Annotated in this window: 24 protein-coding genes and 1 tRNA gene; 8 read left to right on the top strand and 17 right to left on the bottom strand. The window is 70.8% G+C overall.

Translation table 11 applies throughout. The annotated features are described in order from the left end of the window. Positions 1–5: 5 nt before the first annotated feature. The 4 genes from ACLBYG_RS25715 to ACLBYG_RS25700 form a co-directional block, all read right to left on the bottom strand. Positions 6–1,934 carry a methyl-accepting chemotaxis protein gene (locus ACLBYG_RS25715; RefSeq protein ID WP_447683359.1) on the bottom strand — a complete coding sequence of 643 codons (1,929 nt, stop codon included), beginning with the start codon at positions 1,932–1,934 and terminating at the stop codon, positions 6–8. 491 nt (positions 1,935–2,425) lie between these two features. Further along, entirely contained in the window at positions 2,426–2,698 is a 273-nt protein-coding gene (locus tag ACLBYG_RS25710) for a hypothetical protein (protein ID WP_091683006.1), read from the bottom strand. A 53-nt stretch (positions 2,699–2,751) separates the two neighbouring features. Next, positions 2,752–4,017, bottom strand: coding sequence for a class I SAM-dependent RNA methyltransferase (locus tag ACLBYG_RS25705; RefSeq protein ID WP_447683358.1), 1,266 nt, complete (start codon positions 4,015–4,017; stop codon positions 2,752–2,754). Continuing rightward, positions 4,014–4,805 carry a TlyA family RNA methyltransferase gene (locus ACLBYG_RS25700; RefSeq protein ID WP_447683357.1) on the bottom strand — a complete coding sequence of 264 codons (792 nt, stop codon included), beginning with the start codon at positions 4,803–4,805 and terminating at the stop codon, positions 4,014–4,016. Before ACLBYG_RS25700 ends, ACLBYG_RS25705 begins: the two co-directional genes overlap by 4 nt. 109 nt (positions 4,806–4,914) lie before the next feature. On the opposite strand from ACLBYG_RS25700, the gene ACLBYG_RS25695 reads away from it, so the two are divergent. After that, positions 4,915–5,454: a superoxide dismutase family protein gene (locus ACLBYG_RS25695; protein WP_056526253.1), complete on the top strand. Its 540-nt coding sequence runs from the start codon at positions 4,915–4,917 to the stop codon at positions 5,452–5,454. On the opposite strand, the gene ACLBYG_RS25690 is transcribed toward ACLBYG_RS25695, so the two are convergent. The 4 genes from ACLBYG_RS25690 to ACLBYG_RS25675 form a co-directional block, all read right to left on the bottom strand. Continuing rightward, the gene (locus ACLBYG_RS25690; RefSeq protein ID WP_020095626.1) at positions 5,447–5,899 is read right to left on the bottom strand and encodes an acyl-CoA thioesterase; all 453 of its coding nucleotides are present in this window, start codon (positions 5,897–5,899) and stop codon (positions 5,447–5,449) included. The genes ACLBYG_RS25695 and ACLBYG_RS25690 overlap by 8 nt on opposite strands. 26 nt (positions 5,900–5,925) lie before the next feature. Beyond that, positions 5,926–6,063 (bottom strand): hypothetical protein, encoded by a 138-nt coding sequence (locus ACLBYG_RS25685; protein ID WP_165923092.1) that lies wholly within the window; start codon positions 6,061–6,063, stop codon positions 5,926–5,928. Positions 6,064–6,212: 149 nt separating this feature from the next. Further along, the gene (locus tag ACLBYG_RS25680; protein ID WP_331293994.1) at positions 6,213–6,482 is read right to left on the bottom strand and encodes a hypothetical protein; all 270 of its coding nucleotides are present in this window, start codon (positions 6,480–6,482) and stop codon (positions 6,213–6,215) included. Between the two features lie 162 nt (positions 6,483–6,644). Further along, complete coding sequence (locus ACLBYG_RS25675; protein ID WP_026605317.1) at positions 6,645–6,830, bottom strand: YegP family protein; 186 nt, start codon at positions 6,828–6,830, stop codon at positions 6,645–6,647. Positions 6,831–7,058: 228 nt separating this feature from the next. Between ACLBYG_RS25675 and ACLBYG_RS25670 the strand changes: the two genes are divergently transcribed. Beyond that, positions 7,059–9,197, top strand: a complete 2,139-nt coding sequence (locus tag ACLBYG_RS25670; protein WP_447683356.1) for a molybdopterin-containing oxidoreductase family protein — start codon at positions 7,059–7,061, stop codon at positions 9,195–9,197. 170 nt (positions 9,198–9,367) lie between these two features. Here the strand turns inward: ACLBYG_RS25670 and ACLBYG_RS25665 are convergent, their stop codons facing one another. The 3 genes from ACLBYG_RS25665 to ACLBYG_RS25655 all read right to left on the bottom strand — a co-directional run bounded on the left by ACLBYG_RS25665 (position 9,368) and on the right by ACLBYG_RS25655 (position 12,079). Then, entirely contained in the window at positions 9,368–10,918 is a 1,551-nt protein-coding gene (locus ACLBYG_RS25665) for a DEAD/DEAH box helicase (RefSeq protein WP_447683355.1), read from the bottom strand. 652 nt (positions 10,919–11,570) lie between these two features. Further along, a tRNA-Leu gene (locus ACLBYG_RS25660) sits at positions 11,571–11,655 on the bottom strand. Positions 11,656–11,773: 118 nt separating this feature from the next. Then, a complete protein-coding gene (locus ACLBYG_RS25655; RefSeq protein WP_020095633.1) occupies positions 11,774–12,079 on the bottom strand; it encodes a FliM/FliN family flagellar motor switch protein in 306 nt (101 codons plus the stop codon). A gap of 89 nt (positions 12,080–12,168) precedes the next feature. Between ACLBYG_RS25655 and lipB the strand changes: the two genes are divergently transcribed. Further along, positions 12,169–12,900 carry a lipoyl(octanoyl) transferase LipB gene (gene lipB, locus ACLBYG_RS25650; RefSeq protein WP_447683354.1) on the top strand — a complete coding sequence of 244 codons (732 nt, stop codon included), beginning with the start codon at positions 12,169–12,171 and terminating at the stop codon, positions 12,898–12,900. A gap of 148 nt (positions 12,901–13,048) precedes the next feature. On the opposite strand, the gene ACLBYG_RS25645 is transcribed toward lipB, so the two are convergent. Beyond that, positions 13,049–15,172, bottom strand: a complete 2,124-nt coding sequence (locus ACLBYG_RS25645) for a carbohydrate porin (RefSeq protein ID WP_447683353.1) — start codon at positions 15,170–15,172, stop codon at positions 13,049–13,051. 353 nt (positions 15,173–15,525) lie between these two features. Between ACLBYG_RS25645 and ACLBYG_RS25640 the strand changes: the two genes are divergently transcribed. The 4 genes from ACLBYG_RS25640 to ACLBYG_RS25625 are packed head-to-tail and all read left to right on the top strand — an operon-like array spanning position 15,526 to position 18,763. Next, a complete protein-coding gene (locus ACLBYG_RS25640) occupies positions 15,526–16,089 on the top strand; it encodes an iron transporter (protein WP_020095636.1) in 564 nt (187 codons plus the stop codon). 17 nt (positions 16,090–16,106) lie between these two features. Beyond that, on the top strand, positions 16,107–16,457 hold the full coding sequence (locus ACLBYG_RS25635) for a cupredoxin domain-containing protein (RefSeq protein WP_447683352.1): 351 nt from the start codon (positions 16,107–16,109) through the stop codon (positions 16,455–16,457). After that, positions 16,454–17,887, top strand: coding sequence for a 4Fe-4S binding protein (locus ACLBYG_RS25630; RefSeq protein ID WP_447683351.1), 1,434 nt, complete (start codon positions 16,454–16,456; stop codon positions 17,885–17,887). Before ACLBYG_RS25635 ends, ACLBYG_RS25630 begins: the two co-directional genes overlap by 4 nt. Positions 17,888–17,938: 51 nt before the next feature. Beyond that, the gene (locus ACLBYG_RS25625) at positions 17,939–18,763 is read left to right on the top strand and encodes an FTR1 family iron permease (protein WP_447683350.1); all 825 of its coding nucleotides are present in this window, start codon (positions 17,939–17,941) and stop codon (positions 18,761–18,763) included. Positions 18,764–18,828: 65 nt separating this feature from the next. Here the strand turns inward: ACLBYG_RS25625 and sseA are convergent, their stop codons facing one another. Continuing rightward, positions 18,829–19,677 (bottom strand): 3-mercaptopyruvate sulfurtransferase, encoded by an 849-nt coding sequence (sseA, locus tag ACLBYG_RS25620; RefSeq protein ID WP_447683349.1) that lies wholly within the window; start codon positions 19,675–19,677, stop codon positions 18,829–18,831. A 378-nt stretch (positions 19,678–20,055) separates the two neighbouring features. Between sseA and ACLBYG_RS25615 the strand changes: the two genes are divergently transcribed. Further along, entirely contained in the window at positions 20,056–20,313 is a 258-nt protein-coding gene (locus ACLBYG_RS25615) for a GcrA family cell cycle regulator (RefSeq protein ID WP_012320730.1), read from the top strand. A 25-nt stretch (positions 20,314–20,338) separates the two neighbouring features. On the opposite strand, the gene ACLBYG_RS25610 is transcribed toward ACLBYG_RS25615, so the two are convergent. The 4 genes from ACLBYG_RS25610 to ACLBYG_RS25595 are packed head-to-tail and all read right to left on the bottom strand — an operon-like array spanning position 20,339 to position 25,080. Further along, positions 20,339–21,316 carry a type II secretion system F family protein gene (locus ACLBYG_RS25610; RefSeq protein WP_020095643.1) on the bottom strand — a complete coding sequence of 326 codons (978 nt, stop codon included), beginning with the start codon at positions 21,314–21,316 and terminating at the stop codon, positions 20,339–20,341. A 31-nt stretch (positions 21,317–21,347) separates the two neighbouring features. Next, entirely contained in the window at positions 21,348–22,325 is a 978-nt protein-coding gene (locus ACLBYG_RS25605; RefSeq protein WP_020095644.1) for a type II secretion system F family protein, read from the bottom strand. 4 nt (positions 22,326–22,329) lie between these two features. Beyond that, positions 22,330–23,778, bottom strand: coding sequence for a CpaF family protein (locus ACLBYG_RS25600; RefSeq protein ID WP_026605321.1), 1,449 nt, complete (start codon positions 23,776–23,778; stop codon positions 22,330–22,332). A 57-nt stretch (positions 23,779–23,835) separates the two neighbouring features. Beyond that, a complete protein-coding gene (locus tag ACLBYG_RS25595; protein WP_056526226.1) occupies positions 23,836–25,080 on the bottom strand; it encodes an AAA family ATPase in 1,245 nt (414 codons plus the stop codon). Positions 25,081–25,099 lie beyond the last annotated feature (19 nt).

Genomic DNA, 25,099 nt, shown 5'->3' with positions numbered 1-25,099 from the left:
GCGTCTCAGTCCTGGTTCTGGAGTTCGTCGGCCAGCGACGCGACCTCCTCGATGGCGGCGGCGAGTTCCTCCGCGCCGTTCGCCTGCTCGCGGGCGGCCTGCTGCGCCTCGTTCACCGCCTGGCCGCCCTGGCGGGCCGCCGTGGCGATCTGGTCGACGCCGCGCTTCGCCTCCTCGACGTTGCGGATGATCAGGTCGGCGCCCTGGAGGATCTGCCGGTTGCCGTCGAGCACCACGCCCATGTCGTCGGCGGTGGTCTCGAGGTCGCGGGTGATCGCCCGGTTCTTCTCGACCTCGGCGGCGGCCGCCGCGGAGATCGCCTCCAGGTCCCGGCGCACCACCACGATCTGGTCCTGGATCGCCTTCACGAGGTCCTTGATCCGCTCCGCGTTCTCCGAGGAATCCCGGGCGAGGTTGCGGATGTCGGTGGACACCACCATGAAGCCCTTGCCGAACTCGCCGGCCCGGGCCGCCTCGATCGAGCCGTTCACCGCCAGCATGTTGGTCTGGATCGCCACCGTGGTGATCGCGTCGACGATCTTGTCGATCTTCCGGCTCACCTGCTCCAGGGCGTTGATCTGCTCTCGGCTCCGGTCGGTCTCCGCGAGGGCGTTGCCGACGCCCGCGACCAGTCCGTCCACCGCGGCCCGGTTCTCCTGAAGCTGGCTCGTGATCAGGCCGCCCTTCTCCAGGGCGTCGCGGGCGCTGTCCTGGGCGAGGATCGCTCCCTTCTCGATCTGCGCGATCGCGGCCGCCGATTGCTGCGCGGCCGCCGTCTGCTGCTGGGCGCCCCGGTCGATCTGGTCGAGCGCCGTGGTGATCTGCGCGGCGGCCCGGTTGATCTCCTCCACCGCCGAGGACAGCTCCTCGGCCGCCGAGGCGACCTCCTCGGCGCTCTTTCCGACGTCGGTGGCGTTCTTCAGCTCGTCCGCCAGGGTCGCGAGCTCGGTGGCAGCCTGCTCGCTCTCCCCGAGGGCGGTGGTCTGCTGCTCGATGGTCTTGAGCGATTGCTGGCAGGCGGAGGATTGCTCCTCGGCCGCCGCCGCGATCAGCTCGGACCCCTTCTGCGCCTCGACCGCGGCCCTCTCAGACTCGACGGCCACCCGGGCGATGGTCTCGGCGCCGCGCATGATCTCGACCATGGCCTGCCGCACCGCCTCGAGCTGGGCGGTGATCGTCTCGCCCCGCGCGACCTCTTGGCGCGCGCCCTCGGCCGCGCGGTTGATGCCCTCGGCGATGACCTTCACGTCTTCCTGGATCCGGCCGATCAGCGCCTGGATCTCCTGGGCGCTGCGCTCGGAGGTCTCCGCCAGGGTGCGGACCTCGTCGGCGACCACCGCGAAGCCCTTGCCGTGCTGGCCGGCCCGGGCCGCCTCGATGGCGGCGTTCAGGGCCAGGAGGTTGGTCTGGTCGGCGATACGGGCGACGGCGCGGACGATGTCGCCGATATTGGCCGCCTGCCGCTCCAGCTCGACGATCAGCGTGACCGAGGCCGCCTGACGCTCGGCCGCCGTGGCGATCGAGCCGACGCTGAGCCGGATCTGCTGGCTCACGGCGGCGATGAGTCCCTGAAGCGCCTCCGATTTCTGGCGCGAGGTCTCGGCCTCGGTGCGGGCGGTGCCGATCGCCTCCGACACGGTCGTGACGGCGCGCTGCGACTGCTCGGAGGCCCCGGCCGCCTCCTCGGCGCCGGCGGCGATCTGCTCCATCGCCTTGCGCAGCTCCTCGGCCGCCGACGAGGCCTCGGCGACGCCGCTGGCGAGCTGGGTTGTCGCCGCCGCGATGCGCTCCGCCGCCTTCTGCTGCTTGGCGAAGGTCCGGGCCTTGCGCCGGCTCTCCTCGTTGAGGCGCCCGAGCTGGCTCAGACTGGCCGGCTCGCCCTTCCGGACCTGCGCGTGCGATCCCGACAGGGCGGCTTTCTTCACGAGGGCCATGGCGGCGTTTCCTTCACTTGAAGTCGCGGCTGTACGTCGCCGCCCCCAGGCTAGGACCCGCGACGCGCAAGTCTTACGAAGCATCAAGTTGCGAATCAATAAACGAGAACACGATTTTTGAGCAATGATTCGCTCTAAGGAGCTCCATATCCGTGAATATGAAGATCAATATTTGGAGTATATCTACAAAAAGACTGGCTTGAAGATAGGATATTGGGTTATGAAGATGGATATATTTGCAACCAATATGGAAATATGCGCTGGCAACAATCCTGCTCGCCGGTCGCTGCTGTATCGAGCCGGCGGTTTGGCCAAGCCCCTCGGCGGACCCGCGGGGCCCGCAGGCCGGAGCGAGCGCGATCTGAAGTTCCGCGCCGCCCGAGGTCGCGCCGAATGGAGAGCCGTTTGCGGGGCACGGCCCGGTCGAACACCGCAACCCGGACAGGCGATGGCCTGAGCGGGAACCCGGCCCGAGCGACCCGGACCCGATCTCAGTTGCAGCCGTCGCAGATGCTGCCTTCGATCTTGTCGGTCAGAGCGCGCTCGCGCCGCCGCTGCTCCGGGGTCGGCACCTCGCCGGGGCCGAGGGACGTGCCGGGCGGCTTGGTGACGCCGAGGCTGTTGGTGTTCGGCGCCGTGATGGTCGAGACCGGGCCGCCGCCCGTGCCGGTCTGGTCAGGCGCTCGCGTCTGCGCCGCGAGCGGGGTGATGAGGGCGAGGCTCAGCGCACCGAGCGTCGCGGTACCGAGGAATCCGCGGATCATGGAAGGTCTCCCGTCGCCGGGAGAACGGGAAACGTGGCCGCCGGTTGCGTGGCCTAGCGCCGCCGCGCCGTCTCGCGCCGGAACACCCCGACCATCTCGACATGGCCCGAATGGCGGAACTGGTCGACCGGCGTGACGGTCTCCAGCCGGTAACCGCCGGCGACCAGCGTCGCCGCGTCCCGCGCGAAGGTTCCGGCGTCGCAGGCGATGCCGATCACCAGGGGCACGCGGGCGGCGGCGAGCTGGCGGGCCTGCGCCTCCGCGCCGGCCCGGGGCGGGTCGAACACCACCGCGTCGAAGGCGTCGAGTTCGGGGGGCAGCAGGGGCCGGCGGAACAGGTCGCGGCGCTCGCTGCTGATCTTGCGCAGGCCCGCGGCGGCGCGCGCGGCCCGCTCGAGGCCCGCGAGGGCCGCGGCATCGGATTCGACGGCGTGGACCGCGGCCGTCCGGGCGATCGCCAGCGTCAGCGGCCCGCAGCCCGCGAACAGGTCGGCGACGCGCCGGATGCGGGGGCCGAGGGCCGCCAGGGTCAGGTCGCAGAGCGTCGCCTGACCGGCCGCGGTCGCCTGCAGGAAGCCGCCGGGGGCCGGGTAGAGGCGCGTCGCCGCGGCGGGGCCGTCCGCCGTGACCGAGACCGGCTCGGCCTCCATCAGGCGCTCGCCGTGCAGGGAGAGCCGGGCGAGGCCGAGTTCGCCGGCGATCCGCACCAGTGCGGCGCCGACGCCGGCGCTGACCGGTCCGTGACCGCGCAGGTCGACGTCCAGGCCCTGGTCGGTGGCCGTCACGGCGACGTCGAGGGGCTTGCGCCCGTGGCCCAGCGGGGCGGCGAGGCGGCGCGCGACCTCCGGGGCCGGGTGGAGCGCCGGCACGGTGATCGGGCAATGGTCGATCGGCACCAGCGCGTGGCTGCGCGCCGCCATCAGCCCGGCCTCGGCCCGGCCGCCGATCTCGCGCACGTGCAGGGTAAGGCGGCGGCGGCCCGCCCCGTGGGCGTCGATCGCCGGACCGGGTGTCACATCGAGGCGCGCCTGGGACAGGGCCTGGGCGACGAGGTCGCGCTTCCAGGCGAGCTCCGCGGGCCGCGCCAGGTGCTGGGTGCGGCAGCCGCCGCAGCGCATGTAGTAGGGGCAGAACGGCTCCACCCGGTCGGGAGAGGCCTGCGCGACGCCGAGCAGCGCGGCGCGTCGCGCCTCGCGGCGGATCTCCGCGCGCTCCCCGGGCAGCGTGTAGGGCACCGGGGTGCCGTCCTCGGCGATCCCGTCGCCGCGGGCGCCGAGCCCCCGGATCGTGACCGTCTCGCTATCTGTTGTCTCACTCACCGCAACCTCGCGCCGATCAGGAACTCGGCGTTGCCGTCGCCGCCCGGCACCGGCGAGTCGATCAGGCCCAGGATCGCGGCGCCGAGCCCCTCCAGGGTCCCGCGGACGGCCGCGCAGACCTCGGCGTGGACCGCCGGATCGCGCACGAGCCCGCCGCGGCCGACCCGGGCGCGGCCGGCCTCGAATTGCGGCTTGATCAGCGCGACGATCGCCGATCCCGGCCTCAACAGGCCCGGGAGGACCGGCAGCACGAGGCGCAGGCCGATGAAGCTCACGTCCACGCTCGCCAGCTCGGGGGGCGGCACGAGTGCGTCCGCGCCGAGGTCGCGGATGTCGGTGCCCTCGCGGTTGGTCACGCGCGGGTCCCCGGCGAGGCGCGGATGGAGCTGCCCCCGGCCCACGTCGAGGGCGTGGACGTGGCGCGCCCCGCGGGCGAGCAGCACGTCGGTGAAGCCGCCCGTCGAGGCGCCGACGTCGAGGGCGACGCGGCCGGCCGGATCGACGCCGAACGCGTCCAGTGCGGCGGCGAGCTTGAGGCCGCCGCGGGACGCGTAGGGATGCTCGGCTTCCGCTTCGACCCGCGCGCCCGGTGCGATCGGGTCCGAGGCGCGCGCGAGCGGGCGCCCGTCGACCCGCACGAGCCCGGCACGGATCGCCGCCTGAGCCCGGGCCCGGCTCTCGAAATGGCCGTGCGCCACGAGGTACAGGTCGGCGCGCCGCGGCGCAGGGTTCTCCGCGGGATCGTCCGCGGGGGACGCGCGGTCCGGGCTGGTCCGGTCTCGGGTCATCGGGGCTTCGTGCGGTTCCGGCAGGTCTGCGGCGGAGGTTTCGGGCCGCCGCCCTGTCGAAGGCCGGCGCGCTCTCTAACTAGACCGGGCCGGAAAGGAGAGCCACCGCATGACCCGCACCCTGCCGCTGCTCGTATTGCTCGGGACCGCCGCCGCCGGCGGCGCCCTGGCACAGGAGCCTCCCAAGGAGGCGGCCAAACCGGCAGAGACCTACACGGCGCCGATCAAGAACGCGAAGGGCGACCCGATCGGCACGCTGGCGATCCGCGACGGGGCGAATGCCCTGGTCCTGCGCGTGACGATCCAGCCCGGCGGCCTGCCGCCCGGCTGGCACGGGATGCATTTCCACGCCGTGGGCGACTGCTCGGACCCGAAGTTCATGAACTCCAAGGCGCACGTGAACCACGACCAGAGCAAGCACGGGCTGCTCAACGCGGAGGGCCCCGACGAGGGCGACCTGCCGAACCTCTACGCGGCGCAGGACGGCTCGGCCAATGCCGAGGTCTCCAGCGAGACGCCGCTGAACGGCGAGGGCGGCCTGAAGGACGGGGACGGCGCGGCGCTGATCATCCACGCCAACGAGGACGACCACAACACCCAGCCGATCGGCGGTGCCGGCGACCGCGTCGCCTGCGGGGTGATCAAGTAGTCGTCGCGGACGGGGACGGCACGGCCGGCGGGATCTGCCGCGGCCGGCCGTCCTCGTCGATGGCCACGAAGGTGAAGGTGGCCTGCGTGACCCGCTCGCGAACCTGGGTGCAGAACCGCCGTGCCCAGGCCTCGACCTCGATCTTCATCGAGGTCCGGCCGACATGCGATACCCGGGTGTAGACGCACAGCACGTCGCCGACCCGGACCGGCCGGATGAAGGTCATCGATTCCAGCGCCACGGTGACCACCCGGCCCTGCGCCCGGTCGACGCCCGCGATGCCGCCGGCCTGGTCCATCTGCGACAGCACCCAGCCGCCGAAGATGTCGCCGTTGGCGTTGGTGTCGGCCGGCATGGCGATGGTGCGCACCGTGAGATCGCCCTTGGGCAGATCGACCTCAGCGGGCGGCGCGCCTCCGGCCGGTGAGAGTGCGACGTGCTGCATGCCGTCCATCCGCCCCCCGCACGCCGTCAGGACATCACGCCGGCGAGCTTGAGCCCCGCCGCCAGCAGAACGGCGACCGCGCTCAGGATGCATTCGAGCGGGATGGATTGCCAGAGGTCCGGCGTCGCCGCCGCGGGCTCGGCGCGTTGCGCAATATCGTTCATCGGGCTTCCTCTCGGGCGCGCCGATCTGCCGTCGGCGGTCCCGTTCCCGGCACGATAAAGCAAGGCTCGCGGTCGCGCACCCCGAATCGGGGTGTGAAAGAGCCCGGCGGCTCGCTGGAGCCGCCGGGCCGGTCAGGTCGGAGAGCCGATCAGTAGTAGAACCGACGGCGCCAGTAGGGACGACGGTAGTAGGGCCGCGGGCCGTAGTAGAACCGGCGGCCGTAGTACGGGCGGCGCCAGTAGGGCCGCGGGCCGTAGAACCGGCGACGGTAGTAGTACTGGGCCTTCTCGGCCACCGCCGGCGCGGCTTCGGCGGGCAGAGCCAGCCCCGGGCCGATGGGCGCGGCGGACGCGCCCTGCGGCGCCGCGGCCGCGAAGCCCAGCGCCAGCAGGGCCGCGAGCAGGAATTTCCTCAGCACGGTCTCGACTCCCTTTGTGTCATTCGTCCTGGTCGACGAACCGCGCAGGGCGACGGGCTCCGCTCGGTCCGAACCGCTGCAACGCGTGGGCGAGCGGAAGCGTTGCAGCTTAACCGCTGCGACGTTTCGGACAGGGTTGATCGCAGGTTGAGACGCGCGGGGTCAGGCGATCTTCGTCGTCATGTCCTCGATGCGCGCCTCGGCGCTCTGACGCACCAGCGCGATGCCGTGCTCGCAATCCTCGCGGCGGACATAGCCTTCGCCCGAATCGGCGATCACCTCGCCGTTGCGCGCCCGCAGGCGCCAGCGCCACTCGCCCTTGGCGTCCCGGTAGAGTTCGAACCGCATGTCGCAGGCCCCCGCTTCGTCCATCCCTCAGATGGGGGCGCGCCCGCGCAAGGGAAGGCGGGGCGGTGAGGGCGCCGCGGGGCGGACGGGCCACCGAGCGGCGGGCGTGCGCGATCGGCCGCCGGGATTCGAGTTAGAATTTTTCTTCCTCTCATTGTACGCTCCGCCCACCGGGAGCCGGGACGCCTGAACAATAACGGGACGCCCGCGGCCGGTGAGGGAGAGAGCATGAACGAGATCGTCCAGCCCGAGGCCTACTCGGAGGTCTTCTACGGAGGCTGCCCGCACGATTGCCCCGACACGTGCTCGATGCTGTTCGAGGTGAAGGGCGGCGAGCTCCTGAGCGTGCGCGGCAACCCGGACCACCCGATGACCCGCGGCGGTCTCTGCGTGAAGCTGAAGGACTACGAGAAGCGCCACTACCACCCGGACCGGCTGCTCTACCCGATGAAGCGCGTCGGCCCGAAGGGCTCGAAGCAGTTCGAGCGGATCACCTGGGACGAGGCGCTGGACACCATCGTCACCCGCTGGAAGGCGATCATCGACCAGTACGGGCCGCAGGCCATCGCGCCCTACAGCTACCTCGGCAACCAGGGCCTCGTGCACGGGCTGAACGGCGGCGACGCGTTCTTCAACCGCATGGGCGCCACCGTCACCGAGCGCACCTTCTGCGGCGAGGGCTCGTGCACGGCCTGGCTCCTCACCGTCGGCCCGACCGCGGGCCTCGACCCGGACAGCTACATCCACTCCAAGTACATCGTGATCTGGGCCTGCAACTCGGTCAGCACCAACCTGCACCACTGGGCGATCGTGAAGGACGCCCAGAAGCAGGGCGCCAAGGTCGTCGTGATCGACGCCTACGCGTCCCGCACCGCCAAGGCCGCCGACTGGCACATCGCGCCGAAGCCCGGCACCGACGGCGCGCTCGCCATGGCGCTGATCAACTCGATCATCGAACAGGGCCTCGTCGACCAGGACTACGTCGACAACCACACCGTCGGCTTCGCGGAGCTGAAGGAGCGGGCCAGCACGCGCACGCCCGAATGGGCCGCGGCGATCACCGGCGTCTCCGCCGACGACATCCGGAAGCTCGCCCGCGAGATGGCGACCGAGCAGCCGGTGGGCATCCGCATCGGCGTGGCGCTGGAGCGGCACTACGGCGGCGGCCAGACCATCCGGGCGGTGACCTGCATCCCGGCGCTGACCGGCGCGTGGCGCCATGTCGGCGGCGGCATCACGCAGTTCGGCGTCTGGGAGCATCCCTACAAGTTCGACGTCATCTGCCGCCCGGACCTGATCCCGGAGGGCGCCCGGGTCGTCTCGAACCTTCAGATCGGCCGGGCGCTCACCGGCGAGATGCAGCTCGACCCGCCGATCATGTCGATGATGTGCTGGAACTCGAACCCCGTGACGCAGGCGCCCGAGACCGACAAGATCGTCGAGGGGCTGATGCGCGAGGATCTGTTCATGGTCTCGGCCGAGCACTTCATCTCGGACACGGCCTCCTACGCCGACATCCTGCTGCCGGCTACGATGGGCGCCGAGATGGAGGACATGATCCTCTCCTGGGGGCACCTCTACCTGACCTACAACACCAAGTGCGCCGAGGCGCCGGGCGAGGCGATCCCCAACAACGAGATCTTCCGCCGGCTGGCCGCCCGGCTCGGCTTCGAGGAGGAGAACTTCAAGTGGAGCGACAGCGAGTGCCTTGAGCACTACGTCGACTGGTCATCGCCGGCCTGCGAGGGCATCGACCTCCAGTACATGCGCGAGCACGGCTTCGCCCGGCTCAAGGTCGGCACGCCAGACGACCGGGCGCCGCACCGGGAGGGCAACTTCCCGACACCGACCGGCAAGTGCATGCTGAAGGTCGAGGGCGCCACGAACTTCGTCGCCCCGCCGTTCCGGCAAATGTACGAGGGCTTCCAGCCCGGCGAGGCGCTCGACCCGCTGCCGGACTACCTCGGCCCGCGCGAGTCGCACACGAACGATCCGGAGCTCGCCAAGCGCTACCCGCTCAACATCGTCTCGCCGAAGAGCCACTACTTCCTGAACTCCTGCTACGCCAACATGGAGGACAAGCAGAAGGGCCAGGGCGAGCAGTTCGTGATGATCAGCCAAGCCGACGCCGACGCGCGCGGCATCCGGGACGGCGACCGGGTCCAGGTCGCCAACGACCGCGGCGCCTTCAAGGGCGTGGCCCGCATCACCGACGACGTGAAGGCCGGGATCGTGGTGGCGACGCTGGGCTACTGGCGCCAGCTCAACGAGGGCACGGTGAACAGCATCTCGTCCGGCGCCTTCACCGATATGGGCCACGCGCCCTCGTTCTCCGACAACCTCGTCGAGGTCTCACGGGCGAACTGAACGGCTCCGCGCGCGGCGATCCGCTCCCGATCGCCGCGCCGAATTCACACGGAGGGTCGAGCCGTCATCCGGTTGCGGTTTCGCCGCTCGTCCGGCGCGGTCACCGGAAACGAAGCCGCCCGGGACGGATCCGTCCCGGGCGGCTCGATCGTCACTCAGGCCATCTTCGCTCAGGAACGGGGCGCCCGCTCCAGCCAGCCGATGCTGCGACCCTCGCCGCCGCCACCGCCGCTGCGCGGACGGGCATCGGTGCGCTGGGGCCGGGCGTCGCGGCTCGGGCGACCCTGATTCGGGCGCTCGCCCTGCGGGCGGGCGGGCCGGTCCGCGCGGGCGTCGCGGCCCTGCGGGGCGTGGCCACGATTGTCACCGCGGTTGTCGCCGCGGCCGTCCTGGGGTCGGCCCTGCCGGGGCGCGCCCTGGCCGGGACCGCCGAAGCCGCGGCCGCCCTCGGGCCGGCCCTGCTGGGGACGGCCCTGCTGCTGCCGGGGCCGCTGGCCCTGGCGGCCGCCGCCGGGGCGCTGCTGCGGACGCTCGGGCCGGCGCTCCTCCTCGCGGGCGATCTCGGCGGCCTCCTGGCGGGACGGCGGGGTGAAGCCCTCGGGGAAGCCCGCCACCGGGACCTTCTGCCGGGTCACGCGCTCGATGTCGCGCAGGTAGGCCTTCTCCTCGTCGTTGCAGAACGAGATGGCGAGGCCGTCGGCGCCGGCGCGGGCCGTGCGGCCAATCCGGTGGACGTAGCTCTCCGGCACGTTCGGCAGGTCGAAGTTGACCACGTGGCTCACGCCCTCGACGTCGATGCCGCGGGCCGCGATGTCGGTGGCGACCAGGACCCGGCAGGAGCCGTCCTTGAAGGCGGCCAGCGCCCGCTCGCGCTGGGGCTGGCTCTTGTTGCCGTGGATCGCGGCAGCCGCGATGCCGACCTTGTCGAGGCCGCGCACGACCCGGTCCGCCCCGTGCTTCGTCCGGGTGAAGACGAGCACGCGCTCGATCGCCGGATCGCGCAGGATGTGCCCCAGCAGCGCCTGCTTGGCGCCGGTATGGACGAAGATCACCTCCTGCTCGACCCGCTCGGCCGTGGTGGCGACCGGCGTCACCGCGACCTGGACCGGATCGGTGAGGTACTGGGACGCCAGGCCCGCGATGTTCTTGGGCATCGTGGCCGAGAAGAACAGGCTCTGGCGCTTCTGCGGCAGCATCTTCACGATGCGCTTGAGGGCGTGGATGAAGCCGAGGTCGAGCATCTGGTCGGCCTCGTCGAGGACAAGGATCTCGACGCCCTCCAGGGTCAGCGAGCGGCGGTCGACGAGGTCGATCAGCCGGCCGGGGGTGGCGACGAGGACGTCGACGCCCGGCGCCAGCGCCCGCTCCTGGCGGCTGATGGTGACGCCGCCGAACACCACCGTCGTGGTGTAGGACAGGTGCCGGCCGTAATCGGTGAACGACTCGGCGATCTGGTTGGCGAGCTCGCGGGTCGGCGAGAGCACCAGCACCCGACAGCCGCGGCGCGGCGCGCGGCGGTCCGAGAGCGAGAGGCGGTGCAGGATCGGCAGCGCGAAGGCCGCGGTCTTGCCGGTGCCGGTCTGGGCGATGCCGCAGAGGTCGCGGCCCGCCATGGCCGGCGGGATCGCCTGGGCCTGGATCGGGGTCGGCGCGACGTAGCCGGCCTCGCTGAGCGCCCGCAGCACGGGCTGGGCGAGGCCGAAATCGGTGAATTGGGTCAAGGATGTATCCGATGCAGCAGGGCCGGCCGGGCGCCTCGCGTCGCTCGCGAGCTGTGCCGTGTATGAGCCGGTCCGTTGGCAGGGGGCAGCCCGCGTGATGGGGCGGCCCGGGTGCATGCACGTTATGAAGAGGGGGGCCGGATCACGCCGAGTGGCGCCCGATCCGTCACGCAGCCCCCTCAAGCGGGCCGTGGCGGCCGCTGACGCTGCATCGCCGATATGCGTGTGTGCGGCTGCGAAGTCAATGCAGGGCCGGAGCAGGGCCGGGTTGCGGCCCGCTCAGGCTGGGCGCCGCGCGTTCCGATGGAGCGCCACCGTCGCGCCGGAGATGGAGCCGCGTCCCGCTCGAGGATTCCTGTCGGTTCAAGGACCGCCACGGCCTGACCCCGCACGAGTACGTGGAAGCCGCCGTGCTGGGGCGTCCGGCGCTCCGTCGGCTCGCTGGCCGATCCTGTGACGTCCCGGCTCGGAATGATGCGGGCGGTCCTCGCGCAGCCTCTGGTCGGGCGCAGGCGCCCGGGCAGGCGCGCGAGCGGCACGCGAGTCTCAACCCGGCGCTTAAGTTCAGATGATGGTATGTCGTGATCGGCGGCGCACCGCCCTGTCATGCACCACATCCGGGTTGCCGCAGGTCCGGGCAACCGAAACAATGTGGTGCGGCCAAGAGGACTCGAACCTCCACCCCTCTCGGGACTAGCACCTCAAGCTAGCGCGTCTACCAATTCCGCCATGGCCGCATCGGACGCGAAGACCGGTCCGTTCGCCCGACCGTCGCGCGCCGCGGGAGAACCCGGGGCCGCTTTCGTGTCGCGCGGCGCAGCGGATAACAGATCGTCCGGCCGCCGACAAGCGCAGTCACGGGGAATCGTAGCCGCCCTCCAGGAAAGGCGCCGCGCCGTCGCCGATGCTGACGCCCGGCTCGACGATGGAGGCCGCCTTGCGGATCAGCTCGGTCACCTCCACGGAGATGCGGTCGCCCGTCACCACGATCTGCCCGCGCGCGATCGGGTGGTCGTTGGCCAGGATCTCGACCATGTCGCTGTCGCTGGCTTCGAGCTCGATCACGGCGCCGCGGCCCATCCGGAGGAGCATGTGCAGCGGCATGCGGGCCCGGCCCAGCACCACCGTCAGATCGACCTTCAGGGTCTCGAAGACCGCCACCGTCCGCCATCCCGTCTCGCAGCCGGAACCTTGCAACCACCGGCCGCGGATGTTGAAGGCTTCGACCATCGACGCAGGATGGTGAACTCTTGGTAAACGCGCCCCGCCTCACGGTCAGCCCGCCCGCCTTCCCGAAGCGGCCCGGCACCGATCCGGTCGCCGGCCCGGTGGGCTGGCGCGTGAGCGACGCGGCGGTGGAATACGCCTCCGCCCTCGCCTGGATGGAGGCGCGCGCGGAGGCGATCGCCCGCGGCGCGACGCCCGAATGCGTCTGGCTGCTGGAACACCCGCCGCTCTACACGGCGGGCACGTCGGCCCGGCCGGCGGATCTCGTCGCGCCGGACCGGTTCCCGGTCCACGCGACGGGGCGGGGCGGGCAGTACACCTATCACGGTCCCGGCCAGCGGGTGGCCTACGTGATGCTCGACCTCGACCGGCGCAGCCGCGACCTGCGCGCCTACGTGGCGAGCCTGGAGGCGTGGCTGATCGAGACGCTGGCCGCCTTCAACGTCCGCGCCGAGCGCCGCGAGGACCGGGTCGGCGTCTGGGTGCGCCGGCCCGAGAAGGGGCCCGGTGTCGAGGACAAGATCGCGGCGATCGGCATCCGCGTCCGCCGCTGGGTCAGCTTCCACGGCATCAGCCTGAACGTGGAGCCCGACCTCGCGCATTTCGACGGGATCGTGCCGTGCGGCGTCCGGGAGCACGGCGTGACGAGCCTCGTCGATCTCGGCCTGCCGGTGAGCATGGCCGAGGTCGACATGCAGCTCCGCGACACCTTCGAGGCGATCTTCGGGGCGACCGCGATCGAGGCGGCGGAGTGAGCAGGGCCGCGCCATCGGGCGATGCCGCCGTCGTCGCGAGCGCAGCGACCCAGGGGGCGTGTCGTCCGGAGCCCGGACCGGATCGCTTCGCTCGCGAATACGCATCGCGTCCGAACGCTCCGGCCGGAGGCCGTCTCACCGGCGCCGATCAGAAATCGGCGTGCAGCCGCGAGGCGAAGAAGTGCGCCGGCCCGCGGTCGCGATTGTATCCGGGATTGTCGATGAACTGGTAGTCGAAGGTCAGCGTGACGAACTTCGTGAGGTTCAGGGCGTAGTAGGTCTCCAGCGCGCGCTCGGTGCCGTAGTTGAGACGCCCGTCGCCGATCAGCAGCCCGAGATAGCCGGCTGCGAAGGCGGCCCGGTGCGAGGGCGAGAGCCCATTCATGGCAGCGCCGATGCCGACCGTGTCGTCGGGGCGGTCCCAGGCCTTGCCCTTCAGCGACAGGCCGCCGGAAAAGCTCCGGTCGATGTCGGTGAAGGAGATGTTCTCGGTGCGCCCGTCGTTCAGGCTCGCCCGGGCGAACAGCCCGAGTTCGGGCGTCAGCGCCTGCTCCAGGTTGATGTAGCCGCCGGTCTTGCGCCGGGGGCGCCGCGTTGCCGCGACGGCGTCGTTGATGTCGTCGAACAGGCCGAGCTGAGTCAGGGTGACGACGTCGCGGTTGTTGGCCGAGACGCCGACATTCGAGAACAGCCCGATGCGGATCTTGCCGGGCTGCTCCAGCCACGGGAGCACGTGCCGCTCCTCGAACTCGACGTTCAGCCCCGCGCGCCGGAACACCCGCGGGTCGAGCACGTCGCTCGACGGCTCCTTGGGCACCTGCGTGTAGGCGGCGCGGATCGCGAACTCGGGCCGGTTGTACTCGGCGTAGACGCCCTGCGTGAAGCCCGGGAGATTAGCCGGGAAATCCCAGGCCGAGGCACCCCAGAGCGACCAGTTGAAGAAGTCCACGCGCGGGTCGTGCGCGTAGATGTTGCCGTCGAAGAAGTCGCCCAGCGCGAACTTGCCGGCGATCAGCGTGATCCGCTCGGCGTCGTAGCGGGTGGCCACTTGGTTCGGGCCGTCCGGTACCTCGACGGTCTCGCCGCCCAGCCCGAAGGTCTGCTTCACGTAGTAGCGGTTCGAGCGCAGCTTCGGGAACGGGGCGCCGGCCTTCTGCGCCTCGCCGTTGACGAAGCCGGCGACGCCCAGCGTCCGCGACAGGCCGAAGCCCTGGCTGAACTCGGGATTGTAGTAGACCTCGGTGCTATCGGTGAGCTTGAGGCCGAGGAAGATCGTGGCCGTCGTGGTCTGCCGGGCCTGATGGGGGATCAGGCTCTGCGCACCCTCGTAGGGCGAGCGGAAGCCGGGAACGCCCTGCGCGATCAGCGTCGTCTGGCCGTGGAGCGAGAAGCGGCCGGTATCGCCGTTGTCGGGATCGTGCGGGGCGGTCTCGTCCCGGTCCGGGGGGACCTTCAGCCCGTCCGGAAACCACATCAGCCGCGCGAACAGCTCGTTGGACGTGAAGCGCGCCCGGGTCGTGACCGGCCCGCCCGCGTCGCCGGGCACCGTGCCCAGCGGGAAGCGCCGGCTGCCTCCGAGATCGATGTAGCGGTAGTCGATGCCCAGCGCGAGGCTGTCGGTGATGGCGTACTGCACGCCCGCGCCGAGGGTGAAGCCGACGTAGCCGAGGTCCCGCCGCGCGGTGGTCTGGCCGCCCGTGTCGAGGTCCGGGTAATTCGCCAGGATGCGTGCGTTCGCCCCTGCGAGGCCGAAGGTGCCGTAGATCAGGTAGCGGTCGAAGCTGTAGCCGAGCCGGGCGCGCAGGGTGCCGTAGAAATCCGTCTTGGCGCGCACGATGTTGAAGGCCGGGTCCACGTCCGCGTAGCCGAAGCCCGCGATCGTCGAGGGGACGGGCCGCTTCAGATTCGCCGCGTCGAGACTCGCCTCGACGCCGTAGACCCACGGCCCGGCCTGCCAGTTCCAGCCGCCGAACAGGCCGCCGACCGCCGTCGTGGCGTTCTTGCCCTGGTCGCTGCGGCCGGTGGAATCGCCGCTCTTGAAGGCTGGGACCGACCGGGCGCCGATCATCGTCGGACCGAAATTGTAGGCGCCGTAGGACCCGCCGGCACTGCCCTCGAGGCCGACATAGCCCCCCGACCAGTCGGTGTAGGACGGCGCCTCGACTGGGCGCGGCGGGGAGATGTCGGCCGCCCGCGCGGCGGCGGGCGCCAGGAGAGGGACGGCCAGGACGAGCGCCGCAGTGCGGACCAGGGACACGGAACGGGATCTCATCCGACTCACAGAAAAGTATAGCATTTGCTAAAACGCGTCACGGGGCCGCGCAAGCCGGGTCGCGCGCTCGTGATCGCGGGCCATCGTGCGATCCATGGCCTTGCCGCCTCGCATCCTCGGTTCGTCGCATGGCACTGGCGTGACGATCCAGCCCGCGTTGGATTCGTCAAGATCCAGAGGGCATCGTACCGCGAATAGCTTCGTGAAAGTGCGTCGTGATCGACCTTTGGCGATGCAACGACATGCGAATACCGTAATGTCGATGCGGCTGACCGGCAGATTAGAATTGTTATTATTTGACTGTCGTGCGATTCCGGTTTGATCTTCCCGCGGCCTGGATTATGTGCGGTCGCATGCACGCCTCGCACATCCTCCCGGTTCTCCGCGGCCTCGCCGCGGCCTCGCTCCTGGCGTTCGCCGGTGCCGCGGCCGCCAAGGAGGTGCCGATCGGTCCGCACGTGACGCGCAACGGCCTGGAGGTTGCGGCCGTCTATCTGCAGCCGATCGAGATGGATCCGCCCGGCATGATGCGCGAGGCCGCCAAGTCGGACATCCACCTCGAGACCGATATCCGCGCCGCCAAGGACAACCGCAACGGCTTCGCGGAAGGGGACTGGGTGCCGGCGCTCGACGTCCGCTTCGAGGCGGTGAAGCTCGACGGCGACAAGCCCACCGACCAGACGGTGTCGGGCATGCTGATGCCGATGGTCGCCAATGACGGGCCGCATTACGGCGACAACGTCAAGCTGTTCGGCCCGGGTCGTTACCGTCTGAAGGTCACCGTCGCGCCCCCGGGCAAGGACAGCCATTTCGGCCGCCACGTCGACAAGGAGACGGGCGTCGGCCCGTGGTTCGAGCCCTTCGAGATCACCCAGGACTTCACCTTCGCCGGCGTCGGCAAGAAGGGCGCCTACTGAGAGTGCCGGAGCTGATCGTGTCCCGCCTGCCGCGCTCCCTCGTCCCAGCCATCCCGCTACTGCTGGTCGCCGCCGCGTCGGCCTCCGCGCCCGCGCGCGCCGACGACATGCCGGTCATCAAGGTGGAGATGCGCGACGGCGTGATCATCCCGACGGTGATCGAGGTTCCGGCCAACACCCGGTTCAAGCTCGAGATCTCGAACACCGGCCAGACGCCGGTGGAGTTCGAGAGCACGGAACTGCGCCGCGAGAAGGCGCTGGCCGCTGGCTCGACCTCGGCGATCGTGTTCCGCACCCTCGATGCCGGCACCTACCAGGTGTTCGACGATTTCCACCCGGAAGCGAAGGCGACCCTGGTGGCCAAATGAGCGCATCCACGACAGCGCCCGGCTCCCTGGCCCTCGCCGACGTCACGCCGCGCCGGTCAGCGGTCGACGCGCGGCTCGCCCGGTTCGGCGACGCGCTGCGCCGGTACGGCTGGATCATCCGGTCCGTGCAGTGGCTGATCGTCGCCGTCTACGCGGTGCTGGTGATCGTGCCGGCCCTGCTGCCGCTGCCCGACAACGCCGCCCACATCTGGACCAACCTGACGCTCGCCGCGCAGTTCGCCTTCTGGGGGATCTGGTGGCCATTCGTGCTGGTCAGCATGGTGCTGGTCGGCCGGGCCTGGTGCGGCGTGCTCTGCCCAGAGGGGGCCCTCAGCGAGTTCGCGAGCCGGTGGAGCCGCGGCTACGCCGTGCCGCGCTGGATCACCTGGCAGGGCTGGCCGTTCGTGGCCTTCGCCGGAACCACCGTCTACGGGCAGATGACCAGCGTCTACGGCTACCCGAAGCCGGTGCTCGCGGTGCTCGGCGGCTCGACCCTGGCGGCGATCGTGGTCGGGCTGCTGTACGGGCGCAACAAGCGCGTCTGGTGCCGCTACCTCTGCCCGGTCAACGGCGTCTTCGCGGTGCTGTCGAAGCTCGCGCCGGTGAGCTTCCAGGTCGACCGCGCCGCCTGGGCGGACTCGCCCAAGCCCGTCGGCGGCACCGAGTCCTTCAACTGCGCGCCCCTCGTGCCGGTCAAGACCATGCGCGGCGCGGGCGCCTGCCACATGTGCGGCCGCTGCAGCGGCCACCGCGGCGCCGTGCGCCTCGCCTTGCGCTCGCCCAACCACGAGATCGTCCACGTGGCCGGCGCGGAGCCCAGCCTCGACCAGACCATGCTGATCCTGTTCGGCATGCTGGCGTTGGCGGTGGGCGCCTTCCAGTGGTCCTCGAGCCCCTGGTTCGTCGATGCCAAGCAATGGGCGGCCACGTGGCTCATCGAGCGCGGGACGACGTGGCCCCTGGAGCACTCGGCACCCTGGTTCGTGCTGACGAACTACCCCGACCGCAACGACGTCATGACGCTCCTCGACGGCGGGCTGCTGCTGGCCTACATCGGCGTCGCGACGATCGTCCTCGGGCTCGCTCTGTCGGGGATCGTGGCGCTCGCGACCCTGAGCCTCGGCGGCTGGTCGCTCCGGCGCTTCCACCACCTGACCCAGACGCTGATCCCGGTCGCGGGCTGCGGCGTGTTCCTGGGTCTGTCGGCGCTCACCGTAACGTTCCTGCGCGGCGACGGCATCGTGATCCCCTACGTGGCGGAGATCCGCGCGGGCCTGCTCGCCGGCGCCAGCCTGTGGAGCGTCTGGCTGGCCTGGCGGGTGGCGGGCCTCGCCGCCGGCGGCCTCCGCCGGGTGGCGGCCTCGGCCTGCATCGCCGGCGCGGCCGCCCTCTCGGTGGCCAACTGGGTGCTCCTGTTCTGGATCTGGTAGCGCGCGGTCCGCGCGCCGCGTCACACGACTTCACAAACCCTGGAGACCGCCATGATCGGCGCCTTCGTCATCGCCTTCCGCGAAGTCATCGAGGCGGGCCTCATCATCTCCATCGTGCTGGCCGCCACCCGCGGCATCCCGGGCCGGATGCGCTGGGTCCTGCTCGGCATCGCCGGCGGCCTCGCGGGCGCCGCCCTGGTGGCGCTGTTCGCCGAGAAGATCTCGGACGCGTTCGAGGGCAGCGGGCAGGACATCCTGAACGCCGCGGTCCTGATCGTCGCGGTGCTGCTGCTGATCTGGCACAACACCTGGATGAGCAAGCACGGCAAGGAGCTGGCGGGCGAACTGCGCGCCGCCGGCGCGGCGGTGCGCTCGGGCGAGCGGGAGGCGGCGGCCCTGTCGATCGTGATCGGCGCCGCGATCCTGCGCGAGGGGGCCGAGCTGGTCCTGTTCCTCTACGGCCTCGTGGCCTCGGGCACCTCGGGCGCCGACATCCAGTTCGGTGCGGTCGCCGGCATCGGCGCCGGCGCGCTCCTCTCGGCGGTGACCTATCTCGGGCTCGCCTCGATTCCGAGCCGCTACGTCTTCTCGGTGACCAGCGTCCTGATCATCTTCCTCGCGGCCGGCCTCGCCGCGCAGGCGGCGCAGTTCCTGGCGAATGCCGGCTTGGTCGAGGTCCTCGGCTACACCCTCTGGAACAGCTCCGGCGTGATCGCCGAGAATTCCTGGCCGGGCCGCGTCCTGCACGCCCTGGTCGGCTACACCGACCGGCCGACCGCCCTCCAGGGGCTGGTCTACGTCGCCACCATCGCGGTGATGGTCGGCCTGATGCAGTGGAGCGCCGCCGACAAGCGCCGCGCGGTGCGGCCGGCCTAGCTGCGACGGGCCTGCGGGCGGCGGGCATCGATCTCGCCGCCTCCACGGCGTCCGATCGCCGCGCGCTACGGCGCGCCCGTCGCCACCGCCCGGGCCGGGTCGGCGCCCCATTCCGACCAGGAGCCGTCGTAGAGCCCCCGCGACGGGCGGCCCATGGTCTCCAGCGCCAGCGCGATGATCGCAGCGGTCACGCCGGAGCCGCAGGTGGTCACGATCGGCCGGTCCGGATCGACGCCGTTCTCGTCGAAGACCGCCTTCAACTCCTCGGGGCTCTTCATCCGGCCGTCGCGCTGGAGGGCCGCGTAGTGCAGGTTGCGCGCGCCGGGCATGTGCCCCGGCCGGACGCCGGGGCGGGGCTCCGGCTCCTCGCCGCGGAACCGCGTGCCCGAGCGGGCGTCGACGACCTGCGCCGAGCCGCTGTCCAGGGCGCGGGCGACGTCGTCCGCGTCCGCCACGGCGCCGTGGTCGAAGCGGGCGGTGAAGTGCCGCCGCTCGGTCTGGCGCGGCTCGCCCTCCTCGGTCGGGTAGCCCGCCGCCACCCAGGCCGGCAGGCCGCCGTCCAGCACCAGCGCGTCGCGCACGCCGAAGGCCTTGAGCATCCACCAGACCCGCGGGGCGGAGAACAGCCCCTGCCCGTCGTAGACGACGATCTGCATGCCGTCGCCGACGCCGAGCGCGCGCATCCGCGCCGCGAACACCTCGGGCCGTGGCAGCATGTGCGGCAGGTTCGACTCGGTGTCGCTCATGGCGTCGAGATCGAAGCGGCGGGCGCCGGGTATGTGGGCGGTGCGGAACTCGGCCTCGGGATCGCGGCCCGCTGCGGGCAGGTACCAGGAGGCGTCGAGCACGACGATGTCGGGGGCCGCGAGGCGGTCGTGCAGCCATTCGGGTGACACGAGGGGCGCTTGGGCCATGGTCGGCGGATCCGGCTCTGTTCGCGTTGCGGACTCACAGAACCACAGGTCGCCCAGCGTTGCACGCCCGGGCCATCGCGGGACGGCGGCGTTCGGGCGGATTCGTCAGCCGCGCCAATGCCAATCGAGCGCGCGCCGTATCGGATGAGCTACGCATCCCGCACCGTGGTCCGATGCATCCAGCGCAGGCTGGCCTTGTTTTAAAGAGCCGTAACCCCAGTTACGACACCATGATGACGCCAATCGCGTCGGCCGTCCGGCCGGCATCGTGTTGGCCGCCCCGGACGTTCCGCTCGCGGACGCGATACTGGGACGTCGCCTGAACGAGACGCGTTCAAACCTTCCCTGTCTGCCCGGGCGCCCGACCCACCGTGCAGGATGCTTATTGAGCCGATCGACACCATGAATCAACTCGTCCGCATGTCCCAGATCGGCGACGCCGAGACCGTCGAGGAGCCGTCGGCCGACCTGCGCGTGCCCTTCGCGCAGTCCGGCGCCTTCGTGTGCAAGTACATCATCGGCGAGCCGAACGACCGCGCCGTCTGCTGCGGCGCGCCCGTGTCCGACGGCAAGAGCTGGTGCGCCTACCACCGCCGCATCGTGTTCGAGCCGACCCGCCCCGGCCGCATCCGCTGAGCCACTCCCTGCGCCATCCCGGCCGTCACTGCGTCCGCATGATCTGGATGACCGCCGGGGTGATGATGACGACGAACAGCACGGGCAGGAAGAACAGGATCATCGGTACGGTGAGCTTCGGCGGCAGACCGGCCGCCTTCTTCTCGGCCTCGTTCATGCGCATGTCGCGGCTTTCCTGGCTCAGCACCCGCAGCGCCTGACCGACCGGCGTGCCGTAGCGCTCGGCCTGGATCAGCGCCGTCGCCACGGACTTCACCGGCTCGAGGCCGGTGCGCATCACGAGGTTCTCGTAGGCCTGACGCCGGTCAGGCAGGAACGACATCTCGGCGGTCATCAGCGCGAGTTCCTCGGCCAGCACGACGGAGGACGTGGCGATCTCGGTGCTCACCTTCCGGAACGCGTTCTCGATCGCCATGCCGGATTCGACGCAGATCAGCGTGAGGTCGAGGGCGTCCGGCCACGCCTTGCGGATCTCGGTCTGACGCTTCTTGGCGGTGTTCACCAGGAACAGCTCGGGCGCCTTGATGCCCATGTAGGCCGCGCCGATCACCAGCCCGAACCGCATGAGGTACGAGGCATCGAGCACCTCCAGCACGAACAGGTAGAACAGGGCCGCGATCACCGCCGCGACCGGCACGACGAGGCGGAAGAACAGGAAAGCGGTCTCCGCCCCCTGGCCGCGGTACCCTGCCTGCATCAGCTTGCGCTTGGCCGTGTCCGTGCCGAGCCAGCGGCGCAGCTGGTACTTCTCGACGACCGACTTCATGTAGGCCTTCGGCTCCGTGCGCAGCGTCGCCCGGCTTCCGGTCCGCTCCGCGCTCAGCCGCTCGCGACGCCGGATCTGCTCGCGCTCGTCGCTGACGAGCTTCATCCGCTTGCCGAGGCGGTCGGTCTCCAGGAAGGGCTGCGCCACCGCGTAGGCGGTCGCGGCCGCCGCGACGGCGGTCAGCAGCGTGCCCATGAAGCGGGGATCGAACAGCTTCTCGGCGATGGCGTCGATCATCGGGCGGGATCCGGCAGACGGCGCACCGCGCCTAGAACTCGAAGGCGATCATCTTCTTGATGGTGAAGATGCCGATGGACATCCAGATCGCCGCGCCGACCAGGGCGATCTTGCCCGTGTCGGTTGTCCAGAGCAGCGAGATGTAGTCGGGGCTGGTGAGCGCGGTGATGCCCGCCACAGCGAAGGGCAGGCAGGCGATGATCGAGGCCGAGGCCTTGGCCTCCATGCTCATCGCCTGGACCTTGCCGCGCATCTTGGCGCGGTCGCGCAGCACCGTGGAGAGGTTGTTCAGCGCCTCGGAGAGGTTACCGCCCGACTGCTGCTGGATGTTGATCACGATAGCGAAGAAGTTCACCTCGGCGGTGGGCACGCGCTCGAACAGCCGCGTGCAGGCCTCGCCGAGAGACAGGCCCATCGCCTGCGTCTCCACCACGGTCCGGAACTCGCTGCGCACCGGCTCCTCGGCCTCGCGCGAGACCATGCGGAAGCAGTCGCCCACCGGGATGCCGGTGCGGATGCCGCGGACCACCACGTCGACGGCGTTGGGCAGCTCCTTGTTGAACTTCGCGATGCGCTTGAGCCGCAGGTGGCGCAGCAGGTAGGCCGGCAGGCCGAAGCCGCCCGCGAAGGCGGCGCCGAGCGCCGCCAGGGCGTTGTCGGTGATGACGAAGAGCAGGAGTCCGAAGACGACCCCGCTCAGGGCCGAGACCCCGTAGAAGGTCTGCTTCGTCCAGCCGAGGCCGGCGCGGGCGAGCTTCAATTCCACGCTGGCCTTCGAGGCGCCCTTGGCCTTCGCCTCGATCTCGCTCAGCGTCTTGGCGACCTGCTCGCGCCGGTTGACGGCGACGCCCCGGGTCGCCGCCCCCGAGGCGGAGACGCTGATCGTCTTCAGGCGCTTGGTGGCCCGGCGCTCGCCGCCGAGCAGGGGCAGGACCGCCACGTAGGCGATGGCGGCCACCGCGATGCCGGCGAGGCCGGCGGCGATCGGCAGGTTGGAGGCGTCCGCCATCGGCTCAGTTCCGGTCGACGACCTCGGCGGCGTCGAGCGCCTCGCCGAGCCGCTGTTCGAGGCCGTAGTAGCGGGCGCGCTCCCAGAATTTCGGCCGGCCGACGCCGGTGGAGCGGTGACGCCCGATCAGCTTGCCGTTCGCGTCCTCGCCGACGATGTCGTAGAGGAACACGTCCTGGGTGGTGATGACGTCGCCCTCCATGCCGAGCACCTCGGTGATGTGGGTGATGCGCCGGGAGCCGTCGCGCAGACGCATCGCCTGGATCACGACGTCGATCGAGCCGCAGATCATCTCGCGCAGGGTCCGCGACGGCAGGGTGAAGCCGCCCATCGAGATCATCGATTCGATACGCGACAGGCACTCGCGCGGGCTGTTGGCGTGGAGCGTGCCCATCGAGCCGTCGTGGCCGGTGTTCATCGCCTGGAGCAGATCGAAGGCCTCCGGTCCGCGCACCTCGCCGACGATGATCCGCTCCGGGCGCATGCGCAGGCAGTTCTTCACGAGGTCGCGCATGGTGACCTGGCCCTGGCCCTCCATGTTGGGCGGCCGTGTCTCCAGGCGCACGACGTGCGGCTGCTGGAGCTGCAGCTCGGCCGCGTCCTCGCAGGTGATGACCCGCTCGTCGTGTTCGATGAAGGCGGTGAGGCAGTTGAGCAGCGTGGTCTTGCCCGAGCCCGTGCCGCCCGAGATGACCACGTTGCAGCGCGACTGGCCGATGATCTTGAGGACCTCGGCGCCCTCGGGCGAGATCGCCCCGAAGCGCACGAGCTGCTCCAGGGTGAGCTTGTCCTTCTTAAACTTGCGGATGGTGAGCGCCGGACCGTCGATGGCGAGCGGCGGCGCGATGACGTTGACGCGGGACCCGTCCGGCAGGCGCGCGTCGCAGATCGGCGAGGCGTCGTCGACGCGCCGGCCGACCTGGCTGACGATGCGCTGGCAGATGTTCATCAGCTGCTGGTTGTCGCGGAACCGCACGCTGGTCAGCTGGATCTTGCCGTTGACCTCGATGAAGGTCCGGTGGGCGCCGTTGACCATGATGTCGGCGATGTCGTCGCGGGCGAGCAGCGGCTCCAGCGGGCCGTAGCCCAGCACGTCGTTGCAGATGTCGTCGAGCAGTTCCTCCTGCTCGGAGATCGACAGGACGATGTTCTTGAGCCCGATGATCTCCGTGACGATGTCGCGGATCTCCTCGCGCGCGGTCTCGGCGTCGAGGCGCGAGAGCTGCGTCAGGTCGATCGCCTCGATCAGGGCGCCGAAGATCAGGCTCTTGGTGCGGTAGTAATCCTCCGAGCGCGCGGTCTCGACGACGACCGGGGCCGCCGGCGCCGGGCGCTGGGCCGGCGCGGGCGCCGGCGCGTCGCGCAGCACCGGCGTGGCCGGAGCCGGGGTCCGCATCTGCGGCATCGGCGGGGGCGGCGCCGACGCGCCGCCGGACTGTCGCCTACCGAACATGGGTCAGAGCCCCGACGCTGACCCGCGGCACTGGCCGGGTGAGGGATCGCGTCCGCATCAGGATGCCTTGCGGCCGGAAAGCTTGGCGAGCAGCGGCTCCAGCAGGCTCGGACGGCCCCGCCGGCTCTCGGGACGCCCGAGGGTCATGGCCGCCAGATCGTTGAACAGCTCCGCCACCTTCGAGCCCGCCTGGATCTCGGCGATCATCTGGCCGTTGTTGGCGGCCGTGCCGAACAGGGTCGGCTCGAACGGGATCGTCAGGGCGACCGGCGCCTCCAGGGCCTTGGCGAACTCGGCGGTGCCGATCTCGGGGCGCTTGGGCACGCCGACGCCGTTCAGCACGATGCGGGGCGGCTGGTCGTTCGGGCGACCGTGCTTCAGCGCGCCGAGGAGGTTCTTGGCGTTGCGCAGGCAGGCGAGGTCGGGCCCGGTCACGATCAGGATCTCGTCGGCCGCCGTCAGGACGCGCTTCGTCCACGCGTTCCACTGGTGGGGGATGTCGAGGACCACGCACGGGACGCTCGCCCGCATGTGCTCGATCAGGGTGTCGAAGGCCGGCTCGGACAGGTCGATGGTCCGGTCGAGGCTCGCCGGGGCCGAGAGCAGGCTCAGGTTGTCGCTGCACTTGGACAGCAGCCGCTCGACCAGGGCGGAGTCCAGCCGCTCGGGGGCGAACACCGCCTCGGCGATGCCCTGGGGTGGGTCCTGGTTGAAGTTGAGCGAGGCGGTGCCGAAGGCGATGTCGAGATCGGCGATCACCGTCTGGACGCCCTGGCCCCGGGCCACCGACCACGCGAAATTATGCGCCACGGTCGAGGCGCCGATGCCACCCTTGACGCCGTAGACCGCCACGGTCCGGCCCACCGGCTTGACGCCCGGGGCCGTGAACAGGTCGGAGATCGCCGCGATTAGCGTCAGCGGCTCGACCGGCGCCATCAGGTAATCGGACACCCCGCGCTGGATCAGCTGGCGGTAAAGCATCACGTCGTTGACGTGACCAATCACCAGGACGCGGGTCCCCTCGTCGCAGACCTCGGCCAGGGCGTCGAGGCACTCGATCGGCCGCGAGCGCGCGCCCTGGATCTCGAGGACGATGACGTTGGGCGTCGGCGCGTGCCGGTACGCCTCGATCGCCGCGGCCCCGCCGCCCATCCGGACCTTGACCTGCGCCTTCTGCATGCGCCGGTCGAGGGCCGCGCCCTCGATCATCGCCGCGGTCTCGCCGGTCTCGCAGAAGGCCTGGATGGTGATCCGGGGCACCGGGGCGATCGTGCGCTCGGTTGTCTCGGACAGCTCTGCCATGACGGCGCTTTCGGGTTCG

The sequence above is a fragment of the Methylobacterium sp. D53M genome (assembly GCF_053345625.1).
This window is presented reverse-complemented; position numbering and strand designations above follow the sequence as displayed.